The organism is Mesorhizobium sp. DxT (genome assembly GCF_058448885.1).
This window is the reverse complement of the sequence record NZ_JBZFLJ010000002.1, coordinates 348,174-366,650: the sequence shown is the minus strand read 5'-3', so window position 1 is coordinate 366,650 and position 18,477 is coordinate 348,174. Positions and strand designations below refer to the sequence as shown.

At 65.4% G+C, this 18,477-nt stretch carries 17 protein-coding genes; 10 read left to right on the top strand and 7 right to left on the bottom strand.

Annotated elements, in window-relative coordinates; translation table 11 throughout:
- Window positions 1–76: 76 nt before the first annotated feature.
- Window positions 77–1,402 carry an oxygen-independent coproporphyrinogen III oxidase gene (gene hemN / locus ACVJNE_RS05865; RefSeq protein WP_499563781.1) on the bottom strand — a complete coding sequence of 442 codons (1,326 nt, stop codon included), beginning with the start codon at window positions 1,400–1,402 and terminating at the stop codon, window positions 77–79.
- A 165-nt stretch (window positions 1,403–1,567) separates the two neighbouring features.
- On the opposite strand from hemN, the gene ccoN reads away from it, so the two are divergent.
- From ccoN to ACVJNE_RS05815, 10 genes are all read left to right on the top strand, one after another.
- The gene (gene ccoN / locus ACVJNE_RS05860) at window positions 1,568–3,190 is read left to right on the top strand and encodes a cytochrome-c oxidase, cbb3-type subunit I (RefSeq protein ID WP_499563779.1); all 1,623 of its coding nucleotides are present in this window, start codon (window positions 1,568–1,570) and stop codon (window positions 3,188–3,190) included.
- Window positions 3,191–3,202: 12 nt separating this feature from the next.
- On the top strand, window positions 3,203–3,934 hold the full coding sequence (ccoO, locus tag ACVJNE_RS05855) for a cytochrome-c oxidase, cbb3-type subunit II (protein WP_499563777.1): 732 nt from the start codon (window positions 3,203–3,205) through the stop codon (window positions 3,932–3,934).
- Between the two features lie 11 nt (window positions 3,935–3,945).
- Window positions 3,946–4,098 carry a cbb3-type cytochrome c oxidase subunit 3 gene (locus ACVJNE_RS05850; RefSeq protein WP_173189065.1) on the top strand — a complete coding sequence of 51 codons (153 nt, stop codon included), beginning with the start codon at window positions 3,946–3,948 and terminating at the stop codon, window positions 4,096–4,098.
- Between the two features lies 1 nt (window position 4,099).
- On the top strand, window positions 4,100–4,954 hold the full coding sequence (gene ccoP, locus ACVJNE_RS05845) for a cytochrome-c oxidase, cbb3-type subunit III (protein ID WP_499563775.1): 855 nt from the start codon (window positions 4,100–4,102) through the stop codon (window positions 4,952–4,954).
- 169 nt (window positions 4,955–5,123) lie between these two features.
- Window positions 5,124–6,674, top strand: coding sequence for a cytochrome c oxidase accessory protein CcoG (ccoG, locus tag ACVJNE_RS05840; RefSeq protein WP_499563773.1), 1,551 nt, complete (start codon window positions 5,124–5,126; stop codon window positions 6,672–6,674).
- 5 nt (window positions 6,675–6,679) lie between these two features.
- Window positions 6,680–7,180 (top strand): FixH family protein, encoded by a 501-nt coding sequence (locus ACVJNE_RS05835; RefSeq protein ID WP_499563771.1) that lies wholly within the window; start codon window positions 6,680–6,682, stop codon window positions 7,178–7,180.
- Entirely contained in the window at window positions 7,177–9,408 is a 2,232-nt protein-coding gene (locus ACVJNE_RS05830) for a cation-translocating P-type ATPase (RefSeq protein WP_499563769.1), read from the top strand. The genes ACVJNE_RS05835 and ACVJNE_RS05830 overlap by 4 nt, the downstream gene beginning before the upstream one ends.
- Window positions 9,405–9,578, top strand: coding sequence for a cbb3-type cytochrome oxidase assembly protein CcoS (ccoS, locus tag ACVJNE_RS05825; RefSeq protein ID WP_173189076.1), 174 nt, complete (start codon window positions 9,405–9,407; stop codon window positions 9,576–9,578). The genes ACVJNE_RS05830 and ccoS overlap by 4 nt, the downstream gene beginning before the upstream one ends.
- 52 nt (window positions 9,579–9,630) lie before the next feature.
- Window positions 9,631–10,857 (top strand): 5-aminolevulinate synthase, encoded by a 1,227-nt coding sequence (gene hemA / locus ACVJNE_RS05820; protein ID WP_499563766.1) that lies wholly within the window; start codon window positions 9,631–9,633, stop codon window positions 10,855–10,857.
- 120 nt (window positions 10,858–10,977) lie between these two features.
- The gene (locus ACVJNE_RS05815; RefSeq protein WP_499563764.1) at window positions 10,978–12,213 is read left to right on the top strand and encodes an MFS transporter; all 1,236 of its coding nucleotides are present in this window, start codon (window positions 10,978–10,980) and stop codon (window positions 12,211–12,213) included.
- On the opposite strand, the gene ACVJNE_RS05810 is transcribed toward ACVJNE_RS05815, so the two are convergent.
- The 6 genes from ACVJNE_RS05810 to hemC form a co-directional block, all read right to left on the bottom strand.
- Complete coding sequence (locus tag ACVJNE_RS05810) at window positions 12,179–12,958, bottom strand: glutamine amidotransferase (RefSeq protein ID WP_499563762.1); 780 nt, start codon at window positions 12,956–12,958, stop codon at window positions 12,179–12,181. The genes ACVJNE_RS05815 and ACVJNE_RS05810 overlap by 35 nt on opposite strands.
- Window positions 12,959–12,964: 6 nt before the next feature.
- Window positions 12,965–13,444 (bottom strand): tellurite resistance TerB family protein, encoded by a 480-nt coding sequence (locus ACVJNE_RS05805; protein WP_499563760.1) that lies wholly within the window; start codon window positions 13,442–13,444, stop codon window positions 12,965–12,967.
- Window positions 13,445–13,530: 86 nt separating this feature from the next.
- On the bottom strand, window positions 13,531–15,312 hold the full coding sequence (locus tag ACVJNE_RS05800) for a heme biosynthesis protein HemY (RefSeq protein ID WP_499563758.1): 1,782 nt from the start codon (window positions 15,310–15,312) through the stop codon (window positions 13,531–13,533).
- Window positions 15,313–15,325: 13 nt separating this feature from the next.
- Complete coding sequence (locus ACVJNE_RS05795; RefSeq protein WP_499563756.1) at window positions 15,326–16,726, bottom strand: COG4223 family protein; 1,401 nt, start codon at window positions 16,724–16,726, stop codon at window positions 15,326–15,328.
- 101 nt (window positions 16,727–16,827) lie between these two features.
- Window positions 16,828–17,550, bottom strand: a complete 723-nt coding sequence (locus tag ACVJNE_RS05790) for a uroporphyrinogen-III synthase (protein WP_499563754.1) — start codon at window positions 17,548–17,550, stop codon at window positions 16,828–16,830.
- Window positions 17,547–18,476 (bottom strand): hydroxymethylbilane synthase, encoded by a 930-nt coding sequence (gene hemC, locus ACVJNE_RS05785; protein WP_499563752.1) that lies wholly within the window; start codon window positions 18,474–18,476, stop codon window positions 17,547–17,549. The genes ACVJNE_RS05790 and hemC overlap by 4 nt, the downstream gene beginning before the upstream one ends.
- Window position 18,477: the final 1 nt, after the last annotated feature.

The following is an 18,477-nucleotide window of genomic DNA, read 5'->3' as shown; positions in this document are numbered from 1 at the left end:
CCGGCGCGGAGAGACTCCACGCCGGATTTGCGGTCCCGATACAGGAGGGGCCACGGCGAGTCAAGATGAAGGCGCTTCAGACGGCGGCGGAATGCCGTGCCGTGCCGCTGGCGAAATAGCGGTCGAAGCGCGCGGCTGCAAGCCGGACCAATGGGCGGCGGGCGGAAGGGATGACGAACCTCTCGCCGTCGCGCAGCAGAAGAGGTTCCGGTTCCTGCGCCATCGCGGCCGCCTCGGCAAGGATGGTCCTTGCGGCAGCGCCGAAACGCGTGGTGGCTTCCGGTACGCTGAAGCCGAAGTCGCACATCAGTCGCTCGATCGTCCAGGCGCGCAGGCGGTCGTCTTCCGACAGGGCGATGCCTCTGGCGATCGCGAGAGAGCCCCCTCGCGCGCGCCGTTCATATTCTGCCGTGGCGGGCACGTTCTGGGCGTAGCCTTCGCGGAAGCGGCTGACAGAGGACGGGCCAAGCCCGATCAGCGTCTCGCAGTCGTCGTCAGTATAGCCCTGAAAATTGCGGCACAGCGATCCGGCCTTTGCGGCCACGGCAAGGGAATCCTCGGGCAACGCGAAGTGGTCGAGACCGATCGTCACATAGCCCGCACGCTCAATAAGGCGGGCGGCCAGTTCGTATTGCGCGAGCCTTTCTTCCGCGTCGGGCAGCGCCGCCTCGTCGATCATCGTCTGGTGCTTCTTGAACCAAGGCACATGCGCATAGCCGAAAAGCGCGATGCGGTCGGGATGCAGTGACAGCACCTTGTCGACGGTTGCGGCGAGGCTTTCCTGTGTCTGGTACGGCAGGCCGTAGAGCATATCGAGATTGACAGAACCGACGCCGCGATCGCGCAAGCCGTCGACCACCGCACGCGTCGCCTCGAAGCTCTGTTCGCGGTTGATCGCCTTTTGCACGCGCTCGTCGAAATCCTGGATGCCAAGGCTGGCGCGGGTCAGGCCGATCGCGGCAAGCGCATCGAGCCTCGGCTCGTCCATGTCGTTGGGATCGATCTCGACGCTGATTGATGCGTCGCCTGCAAAAGCGAAACTCTTCCGCAGAGCCGCCATCAAGGCAACAATGTCGGTGGGTGTCAGCAGCGTCGGCGATCCGCCTCCGAAGTGGAGCGCGGCGACCTGGGTATCGTTACCGGCCAGCGCGCCGACGGTCTCGATCTCCGTGTGCAACGCCTCGAGGAAGGCGGCGACCGGTTCGTAGCGACGTGTCTGCTTGGTATGGCAGGCGCAGAACCAGCAGAGGCGATCGCAGAACGGGATGTGCACGTAAAGCGACACCCTGTCGCCCGAAGGCAGCGCGGCGATCCAACCCTTCACCTCGTCGGCGTCCACGCCTGCATGGAAATGCGGGGCTGTGGGATAGCTGGTGTAGCGGGGCGCTGTATCTGTCTGCATGGCGCGGACCTCCGTTCGACCGCAGATGTCGCGTCACCTCCACTCGCGCGCCTTGACCTGGATCAAGGCGGCGGCAGACGCGTCAGGCGATGGGTGACAGCCGGACGCTCGCGCCATGGGTGCAGCAGCGTTCGCATGTTCATGCCGCCGACGGGGGTCCAGGGAATGAGATTCGGAGCTGCAATACCAGGGATCGGGCTGTTCGCCTTCGTAGCCCTGATAGGAGCCGCCTTCGGCGTTGACGCGCCGTTCAGGCAGCATATGTGGGTGCTGTTCTTCACGCTTGCCGCATTCACGGTGATCCTGATGCGGCGCACCAGCTTCGAGCCGGCCGTGCCGGCCGACCCGTCCGCCTACATGGACGAGCCGATCCGCTACGGTTCGATCGCGACGATGTTCTGGGGCATCGTCGGGTTGCTGGTCGGCGTCGTTGTGGCGCTGCAGCTCGCCTTTCCTGATTTCAACATCGAGCCGTGGTTCAATTTCGGCCGGATGCGCCCGCTGCACACCTCGGCGGTCGTGTTCGCCTTTGGCGGCAACGCGCTGATCGCCACGTCCTTCTATGTCGTGCAGCGCACATCGCAGGCCCGCCTCTTCGGCGGCAACCTCGTCTGGTTCGTTTTCTGGGGTTACCAGCTCTTCATCGTGATGGCGGCGACCGGCTATCTGCTGGGCATCACCCAGAGCCGCGAATATGCCGAGCCGGAATGGTATGTCGACATCTGGCTTACGCTCGTCTGGGTCGCCTATCTCGTCGTGTTCCTCGGCACGATCCTGAAGCGCAAGGAACCGCACATCTACGTCGCCAACTGGTTCTACCTCGCCTTCATCGTGACGATCGCGATGCTGCATGTAGTGAACAACCTGGCGATGCCGAGCTCGCTCCTGGGCTCGCACTCCTACTCGGCCTTCGCCGGCGTGCAGGACGCGCTGACGCAATGGTGGTACGGCCACAACGCGGTCGGCTTCTTCCTCACCGCGGGCTTTCTCGGCATGATGTATTATTTCGTGCCCAAGCAGGCGAACCGGCCCGTCTATTCCTACCGGCTGTCGATCATCCACTTCTGGGCGCTGATCTTCCTCTATATCTGGGCCGGGCCGCACCATCTGCACTACACCGCGCTGCCCGACTGGGCGCAGACGCTGGGCATGGTGTTCTCGATCATGCTGTGGATGCCCTCCTGGGGCGGCATGATCAACGGCCTGATGACGCTTTCGGGCGCCTGGGACAAAATCCGCACCGATCCCATCATCCGCATGATGGTGGCTGCCATCGCCTTCTACGGCATGTCGACCTTCGAAGGCCCGGTGATGTCGATCAAGGCGGTCAATTCGCTAAGCCACTACACGGACTGGACGATTGGCCACGTGCATTCCGGCGCGCTGGGCTGGGTGGGTCTGATCTCGTTCGCCGCGATCTACCACATGGTGCCCAAGCTGTGGGGCATGCCGCGGCTCTACTCCGAACGGCTGGTGATCTGGCACTTCTGGCTCGCGATGATCGGCATCGTCATCTACGCGGCCGTGATGTGGGTGTCCGGCATCATGCAGGGCCTGATGTGGCGCGAATACGACGGGCAGGGCTTCCTGGTCTACTCGTTCGCCGAAACCGTGCAGGCCATGTTCCCCTACTACGTCATGCGGGCGGCGGGCGGCGCGCTCTACCTCGCCGGGGCGCTGGTGATGGCCTTCAACATCGCGATGACCATCCTTGGTCACCAGCGTGAGGAGGAGCCCATCGGCGGCAGCGCCGCGAGACCCGCGCCAGCACTCCAGCCTGCCGAATAAGGAAAACGCATCATGGCTTTGATGGACAAGCACGCGATACTCGAACGCAATGCCACGCTGCTGCTGGCGGGTTCGCTCTTCGTCGTGACGATCGGCGGCATCGTCGAGATTGCGCCGCTCTTCTACCTCGAAAACACGATCGAGAAGGTGGAAGGCATGCGGCCCTATTCGCCGCTGGAGCTGGCGGGTCGCAACATCTACGTGCGTGAGGGGTGCTATGTCTGCCATTCGCAGATGATCCGCCCCTTCCGCGACGAGGTCGAACGCTACGGCCACTACAGCCTGGCGGCGGAATCGATGTACGACCACCCGTTCCAGTGGGGATCCAAACGCACCGGGCCCGATCTTGCCCGCGTTGGCGACCGCTACTCGAACGAGTGGCATGTGCAGCATCTGATCGAGCCGCGTTCCGTCGTGCCGGAATCGGTGATGCCCAGCTACGCCTTCCTGAAGGACACGCGGCTCAAGGTGGACGATTTCTCCACGCATCTCGTCGCCAACCGGCGCGTGGGCGTGCCTTACACGGATGAGATGATCGAGAATGCCGAGGCCGACCTGAAGGCACAGGCCGACCCCAATGCGTCGACGTCCGACCTGGAAGCGCGCTATCCGAAGGCCAAGCTCGGGGACTTCGACGGCAATCCTGCGGCGCTCACCGAGATGGATGCGCTCGTGGCCTATCTGCAGATGCTTGGCACTCTGGTCGACTTCTCGACCTATGACGAAGCCGCCGGTTATCGCTGAGGGAGGGCGCGATGGACACCTACACCGCGATGCGTTCGTTCGCCGATTCCTGGGCGCTGCTCGCAATGACACTGTTCTTCATCGGCGTCGTCGTCTTCGCCTTCCGGCCGGGGAGCCGGAAACAGGCCGACCACGCCGCCCGTATTCCCCTCAAGGACGATTGAGATGAGCGACAAAAAGATCGACGACGTCACCGGCATCTCGACCACCGGCCACGAATGGGACGGGATCAGGGAACTCGACAACCCGATGCCCCGCTGGTGGCTGTGGACGTTCTACGCGACCATCGTGTGGGCGCTTGCCTACACCATCGCCTATCCGGCCTGGCCGCTCATCTCGTCTGCAACGAACGGCATGCTCGGCTATTCGAGTCGGGCCGAACTGCGCACCGAGCTTGACGGCGCCGTGGCCGCGCGCGCCGATTATGCGGCCGCCGTTGCCGCCGCGCCGGTCGAGGATATCATCGCCGACGAAGCGCTTCGCCAGTTCGCGACTTCGGCAGGTGCCGCGGCCTTCAAGGTGAACTGCGTTCAGTGTCACGGTTCGGGGGCTGTCGGGTCCGCCGGCTATCCGAACCTCAACGATGATGAATGGCTTTGGGGCGGCACGCCTGAGGACATTCGCGTCACCATCGCCCATGGCATTCGCTTCGAGGCCGACGGCGAAACGCGGTTTTCGGAGATGCCGGCCTTCGGGGGCATGCTCGGCCGTGACGAGGTGACTGCGCTGGTAACGCATGTGAAGGCGCTTGGCGAGGGCGGTGACCTTTCCGGTCCTGGCGCGGAGCTCTTCGCCAACAACTGCGCGTCCTGTCATGGCGAGGCCGGCAAGGGCGACATCACGCTGGGCGCGCCAGACCTGACCGATGCGATCTGGCTCTACGGTTCGACAAGCGCCGACATCGCCGCCCAGATCCGTGCGCCGCGGCACGGTGTCATGCCGGGCTGGATCGATCGCCTGGGCGAAACCACGGTCAAGGAACTCACCGTCTACGTCCATTCGCTCGGCGGTGGGCAGTAGGCCCCACCTTGGCCATCGCCGAGCGGGGAGCGGGTCCGGCAGGTCGCGGGGGCTTGCCGGACCCGAGCCTTTTCACAGGTGCGGCAAACACTTCGCCGTTGACGTGGATCAAGGCTGTTTCGGTACAGACGCGGCATCTGGTGGGCTGCAATGCCACCGGGAGAATAGAATGTCGGGCACGATAGAGGTCGAGCGGCACGAGGCCGAAGCCGTCAACTCGGCCAAGCTGCGTCAGCCGCTCTATACCGCGCGCCGCAAGATTTTCCCGAAGCGGACATCGGGTTCCTATCGCAGCTTCAAATGGCTGGTGATGGCGGTGACGCTCGGCATCTACTACCTGACGCCGTGGCTGCGGTGGGACCGGGGGGCGCACGCGCCGGACCAGGCGGTGCTGGTCGATATCGCCAACCGGCGCTTCTATTTCTTCTTCATCGAGATCTGGCCGCAGGAGTTCTTTTTGGTTGCCGGCCTGCTGGTCATGGCGGGGCTGGGGCTTTTCCTCGTCACCTCGACAGTCGGGCGCGCATGGTGCGGCTATACGTGTCCACAGACCGTGTGGGTGGACCTTTTCCTGGTCGTCGAGCGCGCGATCGAGGGCGACCGCAACGCGCGCATCAGGCTTGACCAGGCTCCGTGGAGCGCGCGCAAGCTGGGCCTGCGCCTTGCCAAGCACGCGATCTGGATCGCGATCGCGGTCGCGACCGGCGGTGCATGGATATTCTACTTCGCCGATGCGCCGACGCTTTTCGTCGAGCTTTTCACGGCCCAGGCGGCGCCAGTTGCCTACATCACCGTCGCGATCCTCACCGCGACCACATACACGTTCGGCGGCCTGATGCGTGAGCAGGTCTGCACCTATATGTGCCCGTGGCCACGCATCCAGGCGGCGATGCTGGATGAGCATTCGCTGACCGTCACCTACAATGACTGGCGCGGAGAGCCGCGCTCGCGCCATGCCAAGCGCGCGCAGGCAAAGGGCATCAGCACCGGCGATTGCGTCGACTGCAACGCCTGCGTTGTCGTGTGCCCGATGGGCATCGACATCCGCGACGGCCAGCAGCTCGAATGTATCACCTGCGCGCTCTGCATCGACGCCTGCGACGGCGTGATGGACAAGCTCGGTCGCGAGCCTGGCCTGATCTCCTACGCTACGCTTGCCGACTACAACGCCAATATGGCGCTAGCCACCGGCAACGGCGCGCATGCGATCGAGCCCGCCAAAGTGCGCGATGCCGGCGGGGCGCTGTCGGAGGCGGTCGCGCATTTCCACCTTCGCAAGATCTTCAGGCCGCGCACCTTCATCTATTTCGGCGGATGGGCGCTGGTTGGGCTGATGCTGGTCTATGGCCTCGTCACGCGCGACAGGCTCGAGATGAACGTTCTCCCCGACCGCAACCCGCAATTCGTCGTGCTGTCGGACGGGTCGATCCGCAATGGCTACACGGTCAAGCTGCTCAACAAGGTGCCAGAGGTACGAACCGTGCTTGTCAGCCTGCACGACCTTCCGGGTGCCACCATGAACGTTGTGGGCATCGACCTGCCGGACAGCGTCTCGGTTCCGGTGACGCTCGAACCCGACCGTACGAAATCGCTGAAGATCTATGTGCGCCAGCCGCGCGAACTGGGCGCCGGCGGGGTGCAGGCATTGCGCTTCACGGTGGAGGACAGGTCGACGCTTGAGGCGGCCGACTACACCACGAGTTTCGAGAGCCCGGAGTGAATGCCATGAGGACAACCGACAGCGGCAGCCAAGGCGGGTTCACAGGCTTCCATATGCTGGCAATCATGATTGCGTTCTTCGGCGTCATCATCGCCGTCAACGTCACCATGGCAGTGACCGCAAGCACGAGCTGGACGGGGCTGGTGGTGAAGAACACCTACGTCGCCAGCCAGGAGTTCAATCGGAAGGCCCAGGAAGGCCGCGCTCAGGCCGCGCTCGGCTGGACGGCCACGCTGACGGTCAGGGACGGCGCGGTGCGTTTCTCGCTTGCGGATACTGACGGCGGGATGAAGCCGATGCAGGGTGGCACCGCTACCTTTCGCCGGCCGGTCAACGATGTGGAGGACACCGTCGTAACGCTGGCCGCGGAACCCGACGGCAGCCTCAAGGGGCCGGTCGCGCTGGCGGATGGGGCATGGATCGTCGAGGTGCAGGCCGAAGCGGGGTTGGCGCATCCCTATCGCGAAACCCGCCGCCTGAGCGTACGCGACGGAGCCGTCAGATGAGCTGCTGCGCACCGGGGGCCGAAAACGTCGCTGCAAGCCGGGTGGCGCTGCCGTCCGAGGAGGAGCTGCGCTTTGCCGCGCGTGACCTCGGCAATGGTGTTCGCCAGGTGGAGCTGTCGGTTCCGTCGGTCCATTGTGGGGCCTGTATCCGCACCGTCGAACACGCGCTCGACGCGCTGCCGGGTGTCGAGGGCGCGCGGGTGAACCTTTCGACAAGGCGCGTCAGCATTCGCTGGCGCGGCGAGGCTTTGCCTCCGATCGTCGAAGCGCTGGCCCGGGCCGGCTATCCGCCGAACCTCTTCGATGACGGCAGGGAAGAAAAGGACAACACGCTTTCCGAACTGCTGCGCGCGGTCGCGGTCTCCGGCTTTGCGGCCGGAAACATCATGCTGCTTTCGGTGTCCGTATGGTCGGGTGCGGAGGGCGCGACGCGCGACCTCTTTCACTGGGTCTCAGCGCTGATCGCGCTGCCTGCCCTGATCTTTGCCGGACGCATCTATTACCGCTCGGCCTGGAGCGCGCTGCGGCACGGGCGGATGAACATGGACGTGCCGATCGCCATCGGCATCACATGCGCCTACGTGCTCAGCCTCTATGAAACCGTCAATAGCGGCCATCACGCCTACTTCGATGCTGCCGTGACGCTGCTGTTCTTCCTGTTGATCGGCCGCACTCTCGACCACGTGATGCGCAACAAGGCGCGCACGGCCGTGATCGGTCTGGCGCGGCTGTCGCCGCGAGGGGCGCTTGTGCTTCAAGCCGACGGTACGCGCGGCTACCTCTCGCTGGAGGAGATCGAGCCGGGCATGCGGATGCTGGTGGCGGCAGGCGAACGTATTCCCGTCGATGCGCGGATCGCGCAAGGCAGCTCGGATATCGACTGCTCGCTGGTGACCGGCGAAAGCGCGCCGCAGGCGGTGTCGGCGGGCGAGAGCGTGCGCGCCGGCATGCTCAACCTCACCGGGCCGCTGACGCTGGAGGCCACGGCACGCGCTTCCGATTCCTTTCTTGCCGAGATGGTACGCATGATGGAAGCGGCCGAAGGCGGTCGCGCGCGCTACAGGCGCTTGGCGGATCGGGTTTCGGGCCTCTATGCGCCCGTCGTGCATCTGGCTGCACTTGCCACCTTCGTCGGCTGGATGATCGCTACGGGCGACTGGCACCGCGCCACCACCGTGGCGATCGCGGTGCTCATCATCACCTGCCCGTGTGCGCTCGGGCTTGCCGTGCCGATCGTGCAGGTGATGGCGGCACGGCGGCTCTTCGAGCAGGGCGTGTTGGTGCGCGACGGCGGAGCGATGGAACGGCTCGCCGAAGCAGACACGGCCGTGTTCGACAAGACCGGCACGCTGACCCTTGGCGAACCGGTGCTGACGAATGCTGCCGCGATCGAGCCCGGCGTTCTGGCCATGGCGGCGTCGCTTGCCGCCCATTCGCGCCATCCGCTGTCGCGGGCGATTGCCGTGCACGACCGCAGCGTCGTCGCCTTCAGCGATGTCGTCGAGCATCCGGGTTTTGGCATCGAAGGGCGTGCGGATGGCCGGATATGGCGGCTCGGACGGACAGGCTGGGCGAGCGAAACCGGGGAAGGCACCGTGCTTTCGCGCGATGGTGTCGCTGTCGCTGCTTTCGCCTTCGAGGACCGGCTGAGGCGGGATGCCGCCGAGACGATCTCTTCGCTAGAGGACCGGCTGGGGCCGGTAGAGATGCTGTCCGGCGACACGGAAACCGCCTGCCGTGCCGTCGCGAGCCAGCTCGGTTTAACGAAGATGTCGGCGGGGCTCTTGCCGGCCGGCAAGGTAGCGCGTATCGACGAACTTGCGCGACAGGGGCGCAAGGTGCTGATGGTCGGCGACGGCCTCAACGACGCGCCGGCGCTGGGCGCGGCCCATGTTTCTTTCGCGCCGGCGAGTGCGGCCGATGTCGGGCGCAACGCCGCCGATTTCGTCTTCCTGCGGGAAAGCCTTTCGGCAATCCCCATGGCACTTGACGTGTCGCGCCGTGCCGGCACGTTGATCCGGCAAAATCTCTTCCTGGCCATCGCATATAATGTCGTTGCGGTGCCGATCGCGGTTCTGGGTTATGCGACGCCGCTGATCGCAGCCGTTGCGATGTCGAGCTCATCCATCATCGTGATTGCCAATGCGATGCGGCTTGTCAGCCCGAAGGCCGGGGCGCGCGTCGCCGGTCGGGCGGGCCTGTTCCCCAATGCGGAGACCGCACGATGAGCATGCTCCTGTATCTGGTGCCGGTGGCGCTGTTTCTGGGCGGATCGGCGTTGCTTGCTTTCCTATGGGCGCTGCGGGCCGGCCAGTATGACGACCTCGACGGGGCGGCCGAACGCATTCTGTTCGATGACGACAGCGACGCTCGGCCGCACGGCAACAACCCCTTGTAGCTTGACCCGAAGGCCGCGTGGAACCAAAGTGGCCCGATCACAGGGATCGGCGATGAACTTCGAAGCCTTTTTTGCCACGAAGCTGGACCTTCTGCGCGAGGAAGGCCGCTATCGCGTGTTTGCAGAGCTTGAGCGCAAGGCGGGGTCTTTTCCCTCTGCGAGACGGTTCGACGGCAAGGGCGGCGGCGCGCCGGTGGGCGAGGTGTCGGTATGGTGTTCCAACGATTATCTCGGCATGGGCCAGCATCCGGACGTGATCGCCGCGATGCATGAGGCGCTGGATGCCTGCGGTGCGGGCGCCGGCGGTACGCGCAACATCTCGGGCACCAATCATTATCACGTGCTGCTGGAACGTGAGCTGGCCGACCTGCATGGCAAGGAGGCAGCACTTCTGTTCACGTCGGGCTACGTGTCCAACTGGACGAGCCTGTCGACGCTGGGTGCAAGCATACCCGGCTGCGTGATCTTTTCCGATGCCGGCAACCACGCCTCGATGATCGAGGGCGTACGCCACTCGAAGGCGGAAAAGCGCATCTGGAAGCACAATGATGTCGAGGATCTCGACCGGCTGCTTTCGGAATACGGCCCGGAGCGGCCGAAGATCGTGGCATTCGAGAGCGTCTATTCGATGGATGGCGACATCGCGCCGATCGCCGACATCGTAGCAGTGGCCGAGAAGCACGGCGCGATGACCTATCTGGACGAAGTGCATGCGGTCGGCATGTACGGCCCGCGCGGCGGCGGCATTGCCGAGCGCGAAGGGCTGATGGACCGCATCACGCTGATCGAGGGCACGCTGGGCAAGGCGTTCGGCGTGGTCGGCGGCTACATCACCGGTTCGGCTGCACTATGCGATTTTATCCGCTCGTTCGCGAGCGGATTCATCTTCACCACCGCGCTGCCGCCGCATGTGGCGGCCGGCGCGCTTGCCTCGGTGCGTCATCTCAAGCGCAGCGACATCGAGCGGATGGGCCAGCGCGCGGCGGTGAAGAAGGTGCGGGCGCGGCTCGACGCGATCGGCATCCCGGTGCTTGCCAATCCGAGCCATATCGTGCCGGTGATGGTGGGAGATGCTGCCAAGTGCAAATGGATCAGCGACCTTCTGCTCGACGAGCACGGCATCTACGTGCAACCGATCAACTATCCGACGGTGCCGAAGAAGACCGAGCGGCTGCGCATCACGCCGACGCCGCTTCATACCGACGCTGAGATCGATCGGCTCGCAACAGCACTTTCAAGCCTCTGGTCGCGCTGCGCGCTGGCGCGGCAGGTGGCATAAGGCTTCCTGCGGGGCTTTCGGCCAACGTGCCTGTCCGTCCATTGGTCCAGAGGGCAGAAAGTCGCGCGCAGGCGGTCAAGATGCGCTAAGTGAGAGCGTCTTTTCCTGCTCTCCGCGCCGATGACCTCCGTTTCAGCATCAGACGACCGCTTCGCCGCCTTTCGCCATTCCTCTTATCTGAGGTTCTGGGCGGCTCGGTTTCTCACCACCTTCGCCACGCAGGTCGTTTCCGTCGCCGTGGGATGGCAGGTCTATGATTTGTCACGCAACCCGTTCGATCTCGGCCTTGTTGGCCTGATCCAGTTTGCACCGTCTTTGCTGCTGGTGCTGGTGACTGGTGCGGCCGCCGATCGCTTCGGGCGACGGCTCATCATGTCGCTCGCGATCCTGCTGGAAGCGTTGTGCGCGGCAGCACTCCTGGTGCTGACCTTGCGCGGGCTGACCTCGGTGTCGCAGGTCTTTGTCGTTCTCGCGGTCTTTGGCATCGCCCGCTCGTTCTTTGGTCCGGCTTCCGCCTCGCTGGTCGCCAATCTCGTGCCGCCCGAGGATTTCGCCAACGCGGTGGCATGGAACTCGTCGGCCTGGCAGACGGCCACGATCGTCGGTCCGGTCGCGGGCGGCCTGCTCTACGGCCTTGCGCCGGAAGCCGCCTATGGCGTTGCCGCGACGATGATGGCTGCGGCCGGGGTGCTGATCCTGTCGATCCCGAAGCCGCAGCAGCATACGGAAACGGAGCGCCCGTCGCTTGCCACGATATTCGCGGGCTTCAGATATATCCGCAACGAGAAAATCGTTCTTGGCGCGATCTCTCTGGACCTGTTCGCCGTGCTGCTCGGCGGCGCGGTTGCCCTGCTGCCAGTCTATGCGCGCGACATCCTGGAACTCGGGCCGTGGGGCCTGGGTCTTCTACGCGCCGCGCCCGGCATTGGCGCCATCGTCGTGGCGGTATGGCTGGCGGGACATCCGATCCGCGACCACGCGGGCATCGTCATGTTCGTTTTCGTCGGGCTGTTCGGTCTGTTCACGGCCATCTTCGGAATCTCGACGATCCCATGGGTGTCCATTACCGTGCTGGCGCTCCTGGGCGCGGCCGACATGATCAGCGTGTATATCCGCGAGACACTAATCCAGCTCTGGACGCCGGACCGGGTGCGCGGCCGGGTCAATGCCGTCAACATGGTCTTCGTCGGTGCTTCGAACGAACTCGGCGAATTCCGCGCCGGATCGATGGCGGCGCTCGTTGGTACCGTGCCGGCGGTGGTGTTCGGCGGGATCGGGGCGATCGGCGTCGCCGCGCTGTGGGCCTGGCTGTTCCCCGAACTCAGGAAGGCTCGCCGTCTCGACGGTCGGGTGTGACGTTCGTCGCCACAGCGTGGGCGGTCGCGGGCATGCGCTGCGGCTCCCGGCCCTCGAACACCAGCCCGAGGAAATCCTCCAGCCAGCGCTTCAGCCTGATGTCCCACAGCATGCGGCCGTTCAGATGGTCGCGGCCGACCTGCGCGCCCGGCAGCACGAAGCGGTGTGCGCCACGCACCACCCAGCGCTGCATCATCACCCGCGTCAGCTCGGCATGGAACTGGATGCCCCAGGCATTGCGGCCGTAGCGGAAAGCCTGATTGGGGTAGTGCTCCGCTTCGGCCAGCAGGGTTGCGCCGGACGGTAGCGAGAACCCCTCGCGGTGGAACTGGTAGACCATCTCCGGCCAGTCGATCAGCCCGCTGCCGGCCTCGGTCGGCCGGATCGGATACCAGCCGATCTCGACCAGGCCGTCGTCATGGCCGGCAACCGAGCCGCCAAGGTGGTTGACCAGCATCTGAGCGCCCAGGCAGATGCCGAGGAAGGGCTTGTCCTCCGCCAGCGGCACAGCCAGCCAGTCGGTTTCGCGGCGTACGAACTCGCTGGTGTCGTTGGCACTCATCGGCCCGCCGAAGATCACTGCGCCGGCATGGTCTTCCAGCGTGTCAGGCAGCGGATCGCCGAGCGGCGGTCGCCTGATGTCGAGGTGGAAGCCGGATTCGACCAGCAACTGCCCGACCCGGCCGGGGCTGGACAGCTCCTGGTGCAGGACGATCAGGATCTTGCCCTTGTCGCGCGCCAGCATGACCGGTCACTCGCCCCTTTCGTCCGCGTCGGCGTCCTGGTCGTCACGAACGCGCTGGCGCATCAGGACCCTGTCGCGCTGCGACACGCCGATCAGTTCGGCCGTGCGCCAGACGATATTGTCCTCAAGTTCGTGGATTTCGCCGTCCGCATAGACCATTTCCCAGAGGATGCCGATGAACTCGATCTTGGCCGTCTCGTCGAGGCTCCGGTTCAGCACGCTGGTGAAGGCGAAGAGATCCACCGCCTCGTTGTGGGCTTCGTCACCGGCTTTCACGATCTCGTCCAGTTCGTCGCCGGATAGCGCGTAGGAAGCGGCCAGCACCTCGCGCAGCCGTGCCCGCTCCGCCTCGTCGCGCACGCCGTCGGCATCGATGACGAAGAACATCAAGGCGGCGGCGGCCACGCGCGGATCATCGGCCTTGAGGCCGCTGCCGCGCGGCTTTTCTGGCAGGGCGCTGAAGAACGACTTCAGTCTTTCGAGCATAGGCTTTCGGGTCCTCGCGGTGTCAGATTGTTGGTTTGGGCGGTGCGCCCCACCGTCATGCCCCTTTCCTAGCGCGAACTTGGCGGTCAGAACAACCGGAAGCGCTGCGGCTCGTCCCGGTCGGCATCATCAGGATCGACACCGGGATCATCCGGAAGGCGGATGGACTTCTGATTTTCCTCCTCCTCATCCGGCGGTGGCGCATCAAGGACGGGCGCTGGCGCGACCACGGCTGGACCGACGACCGCACTGTCCTTCTTCTCGGCCGCCGGTTTCTCAGGTGCCGGTCTGGCTACGGCAGGAGCGGTCGCCGACGCGAGCTCCGCCGGCCTGGCGGTGGCGGAAACAGGCTTGTGTGCCGGTTCTGTCGACTTCTCGGGCTGCGGGCTTTCCGCGGGTGCCTCCGCAACAGGTTTGGAAGCTGCCGGGATTGGCGCGGCTGGCGTCTCGACGACTGCGTCCTCGACCTTGTCATCGACCGTCACGGGCGCTTCTTTGACGGGCTCGGCCGGCGCTATGGCGCGGGGGGCGGGGCGGGGCGGTTGCGGTTCGTCGTGGAGCGATTCGACAAGCTGAGCGAGACGTTCGGCCGGCACCTTCCACTCGAAGGCGTCGAGCCGGCCGGTCACCGGCGAAACCGGGGCCCAGCGTTCGGCGACAACGCCGTCGGCAACCCATGCCGGGTCGCGTGGCGCACGCACAGCCTTGCCGAGCAACTGGCGCACCTTGCCCTGGTCTCCTGTTTCGGCCTCCTCGACATCGGCCAGAAGGAGCCACGACGCCTCTCGCGGATCGAGCCGGGCGGCTGCCTCGGCCTCGCGCCTTGCCAGCTTGAACTCGCCGGCATCGAGTGCCGCGCGGGCCACGGCAAGGGCCGATTCGACATGGTTCTGACGCAGCGATTGCAGTTTTTTGGCCCGCGTCAGCCGGTCATGGGTCGAATCGCCCGGCCGGGCGTGGACATAGACATCGGCAATCTCGGGATGCGGTTCCTTTTTCCACGCCGTCTCCAGAATCTTGGACCCCTTACGAATGTCTGCGAGGCGGAACAGGGCTTTGGCCGCCGTCGTCGCTGCCGGCACGAGGTCGGGCGCCAGGCGGTTGGCCTCGAGGGCGGCGGTCTTCGCGCCGGCAGGATCGGCATCGAGGGTCGCCATCGCCTTCGCCGTCAGGAGGACGGCCTTGCGGCGGTTCGCGGCCTCGCGCTCGATCTGCCTCGTCGACTTCTGTGCGCCGACCAGTCGCAGCGCCTCATCCCATTCGCCGGCCTCGGTCTTTTCTTCAAGCGTCGACTCCGACGCCCATTCAAGCTGGGGTGCCGCCTCCGTCGCCTTGGCGGCATAGTGGCGCGCCGCGGTGCGGTCGCCCAGCCGCTCTGCTTCCAGATAGAGGCCGCGCAGGCCGAGAAGCCGCGTTTCAGGATCGTCGAGCATCGCCTCGAACTTGCGCCGCGCCGCCTCGTGGTCGCCTTCCAGCAGCGAGGCCTGCGCATCGAGCAGGTGGATGAGCGGCTCCTGATCGGCGCTGATGAGCTTCATCGCCTCCTTCTTCTTGCGGCGCGCAAGCCCAGCATCTCCGGCGCCGGCGGCAATCATACCGGTCGACAGCGCCTGGTAGCCGCGATCGCGGCGACGGACGCGGAAATAGCGGGAGACGGTGTAGGGGCTGTACCAGATGCTCTTGAGCAGCCACCACGAAAGCATCACCGCAAGCACGATGGCGGCGACGATGACAGCCGCTACCATCAGCGTGACCTGATACTGGTAGCCGCCGAAAGTGATGACGAGGTCGCCCGGCCGGTCGGCCAGCCAGGCAAAGCCAAGTCCCATCAGGAAGACGAGACCGAGGAAGAAGAGAATACGCAGCATCGAGATTCTTCCCTCAGTTCGCGAGCGCGGCGGCGAGCGCATCGTCGATCAGCCGGTCGGCGTTCTGGCGCGCGCGTACCTTTTCGATGAAAGCCGCGCCGGCGGCCTTGGATGGCTCCGGCAAGGCGTCATATTCGGCGAGTGCGCGTTCGTAGTCGCCCGCCTGAACAGCGGCGTCGAGCCTGGCGACGATCTCCGGCACGCCGTCGCCTTCGACCATGCCGACCGGGCGCACCTGGACGAGACTCATGGCACTGCCCATCAGCCTGTCGATGACACCTGCCTGCGGATCGACCGGCCGCGCGGCCGCGATCATCGCATTGGCTGCCGCATCCGCTTCTTCCGCGATCTGGGCGCGCGTCGGCACGCCGTCGGCTGCCAGTGCGCGCAGATCGGCGATCTGCGGTGCCTCGGGAGCAAGCGCTGCAAGGGTGTCGAGTTCGGCCGTGAAGGGCACGCCGCGTTCGATCGCGGCCTTGAGCGCGGACGCGGCGATGATGACCGCCGTGGCAGGCGTTTCGGCGGCTTCGTCGACGCGGCCGCTGAGGTCTCCGATGGACTTTTCCACCGCATCGAGCCGCGTGCCCGCCGCCGCCTGGGCTTCACGCGCGGCGGCGATTTCGTCACCCAGCGCCGTCAGCCTTTCCTCCACTGCCTGCGACGGGCCGGCGTCGCCAAGTGCGCTTACGGTGCCTTCAAGGGTGGCAAGCCTCTCTTCCAGCGGGGAGAGATCGACAGGGGCAGCGGCCTCGCCGCCCGGTTCCCGCGCGATGCCCGCCACTTCGCCGGTCAAGCTCTCGATCTGCGAGGCGAGCGCCGCGACGCGTTCCTCGGCCTGGGATACGCGACCGCCGAGTTCGGGATCGGAGCCACCTGCCGCGCCGATTTGGTCGCGCAAGGTGGCAATTTCCTGTTCCAGCGTGTCGATTGCGGCGGTGGAGTCTGTCGCTTCCTGCCCCCTGTTGCCCGCCGCAGGAAGCAGACCCGCAAGCTGAAGCCCCCCGGCAAGCACCAGCGCAATGACGCCACCGGCGACGCCGGCTGCGAGCGCGCCGCCGCGTCCGGATGACGGTGGCGCTGACGATGCTGCGGGCTCCCTGTCCTTGCGGCCGAAAGCCTGACTGCTACCGGCCGCCGTCGCTCCCGGCTTCTGCTGACTGCTTGCGGCTGCGGGTTCGGGTTGCGGCTTTGCGTCGGGCGTATCCGCGCCGGAAGCTGCGCTGCTCTGGTTCGCCGGCTTGGAATCTTCTGGCTTCGGGGTTTCTGCCTTCGCCTGCTGCGGCGTTTCGGACTGCTTCACCGGATCGGCCTTCTCGGCCTCCGCCTTGGCGCGCGAGACTTCGCCGGGCGCAAGATCGATGGTCACCGGCTCCTTGCTGGTCTTCGAGTGGCGGGTTCGGGGCGTCTTGACCATTCCTGATTTCCTTCAGCCGCTGTTCGGGCAGGCGATGCCGCCGGCTCCTTCTGATCTAAAGGGCTGGATAGAAACTGAAAAGGGTTGGAATGCGACGAGGCCTACCGCTGCGACGAAAGCAGCACCATGACGCTGTCTTCGGTGGGCTTGTCGCTTACACTTGCTCGGTCGCCTACCGTCGGCTCCAGCACCTGCGCAACCTTCCGCGAAACACAGAAAAACCGTGTTTCTTCAAAGGTATGCGAAAGTTCTGGGTTGGCCACCAACTCGTTTAGAAAGACTGCGCCACGCGTCGAGAGGACTGGACACCCCCATATCGAACGACCGGCGAAGGTCTCTATCAAAAAGTCAGTGATGTAACTGACTTTTTCAGCGCCATAGACCTCGGTTACCCTCACGCTGAAGCCTCTGTCATACAGCGCTTCTGCAAAACCCCCTGTGCGTTCCCTGCCGGCGAGGTGAAGGATGCGGGAACGGATGGGCATCCGTGTCTCAATAGCCGCGGCGAGATCAATTGCGGTTCCGGCCGCGGACGTCACGAAAGCAAATCCCGACTGGCGCGCCGCTTCGGCCGTTGCATCGCCGACTGCGAAAACCGGTTTGGCCGAAAGGGCGGCAAGCATCGCCGCTGACGCGTGCCGCAGGGCGTTGACGCTGGTCACCGCGACCGCATCGACGGCGTGCGGATCCGGGGCGGGTCCTGCATCCAGTGGAACGATGTGGGTCAAAGGCAGGACGACGGTCTCGAAACCGAGCGCCTCGAGCCGCGCCGCCGTCTCGCTCGCGCCGGGTTCCGGCCGCGTGACGAGAACGCGCCGTTTCACGACCAGCCGTCGAAGAAGCCGGTGCCCGCTTTGGCGCGGACGCGTTCGCCGGCATCCGCGCCGAGGCTCGCCGCCTCGCTGGTCGGTCCCGAGGCATCGACTTCGTGCGCCTCGCGCCCGTCGGGTGTCAGAATCATCCCGTTGAAGGAAAGGTTTCCGCCATTGATGCGCGCGTAGCCCGCGATCGGCGTGCGGCAGGAGCCGTCGAGTGCCGCCAGGAAGGCGCGTTCGCAGGCCAGTGCCTGCGCGGTCGGCAGGTGGTTGATCGGGGCGAGCATGGCGGTCGTGGCTGCATCGCCGATCCGGCTTTCGATGCAGATCGCGCCCTGGCCAGGAGCCGGCGGAAAGGTCTCGGCCGGCAGCAACTCGGTGATGATGTTCGCCAGATCGAGCCGACGCAGCCCGGCGTTGGCCAGCAATGTGCCGGCCACCTGCCCCTCGTCCAGTTTGCGCAGCCGCGTTTGCACGTTGCCGCGAAAGATGACCACGTCGATGTCCGGCCGCAGCCGGCGGATCAGCGCCTGACGACGCAGCGACGAGGAGCCGACAACCGCGCGTTCCGGCAGGTCGGCCAGCTTTGCCGCGGCACGACCGATGAAAGCGTCGCGCACGTCCTCGCGCTCGAGAAAGGCGGACAGCTCCAGCCCTTCCGGCAGCGCTGTCGGCATGTCCTTGGAGGAATGGACGGCGATGTCGATGCGACCGTTTAGCAGCGCCTCCTCGATTTCCTTGGTGAAAAGGCCCTTGCCGCCGGCCTCCGAAAGCGGCCGGTCCTGAATGCGGTCCCCGCTGGTCGATATGACGACGATCTCGAAGGCTTCTTCGGTCAGGGCATGGGCCACCATGAGCCTTGCGCGGGTTTCGTGCGCCTGGGCCAGCGCAAGGGCGCTGCCGCGCGTTCCGATCTTCAAGACATCCGTTTGCATG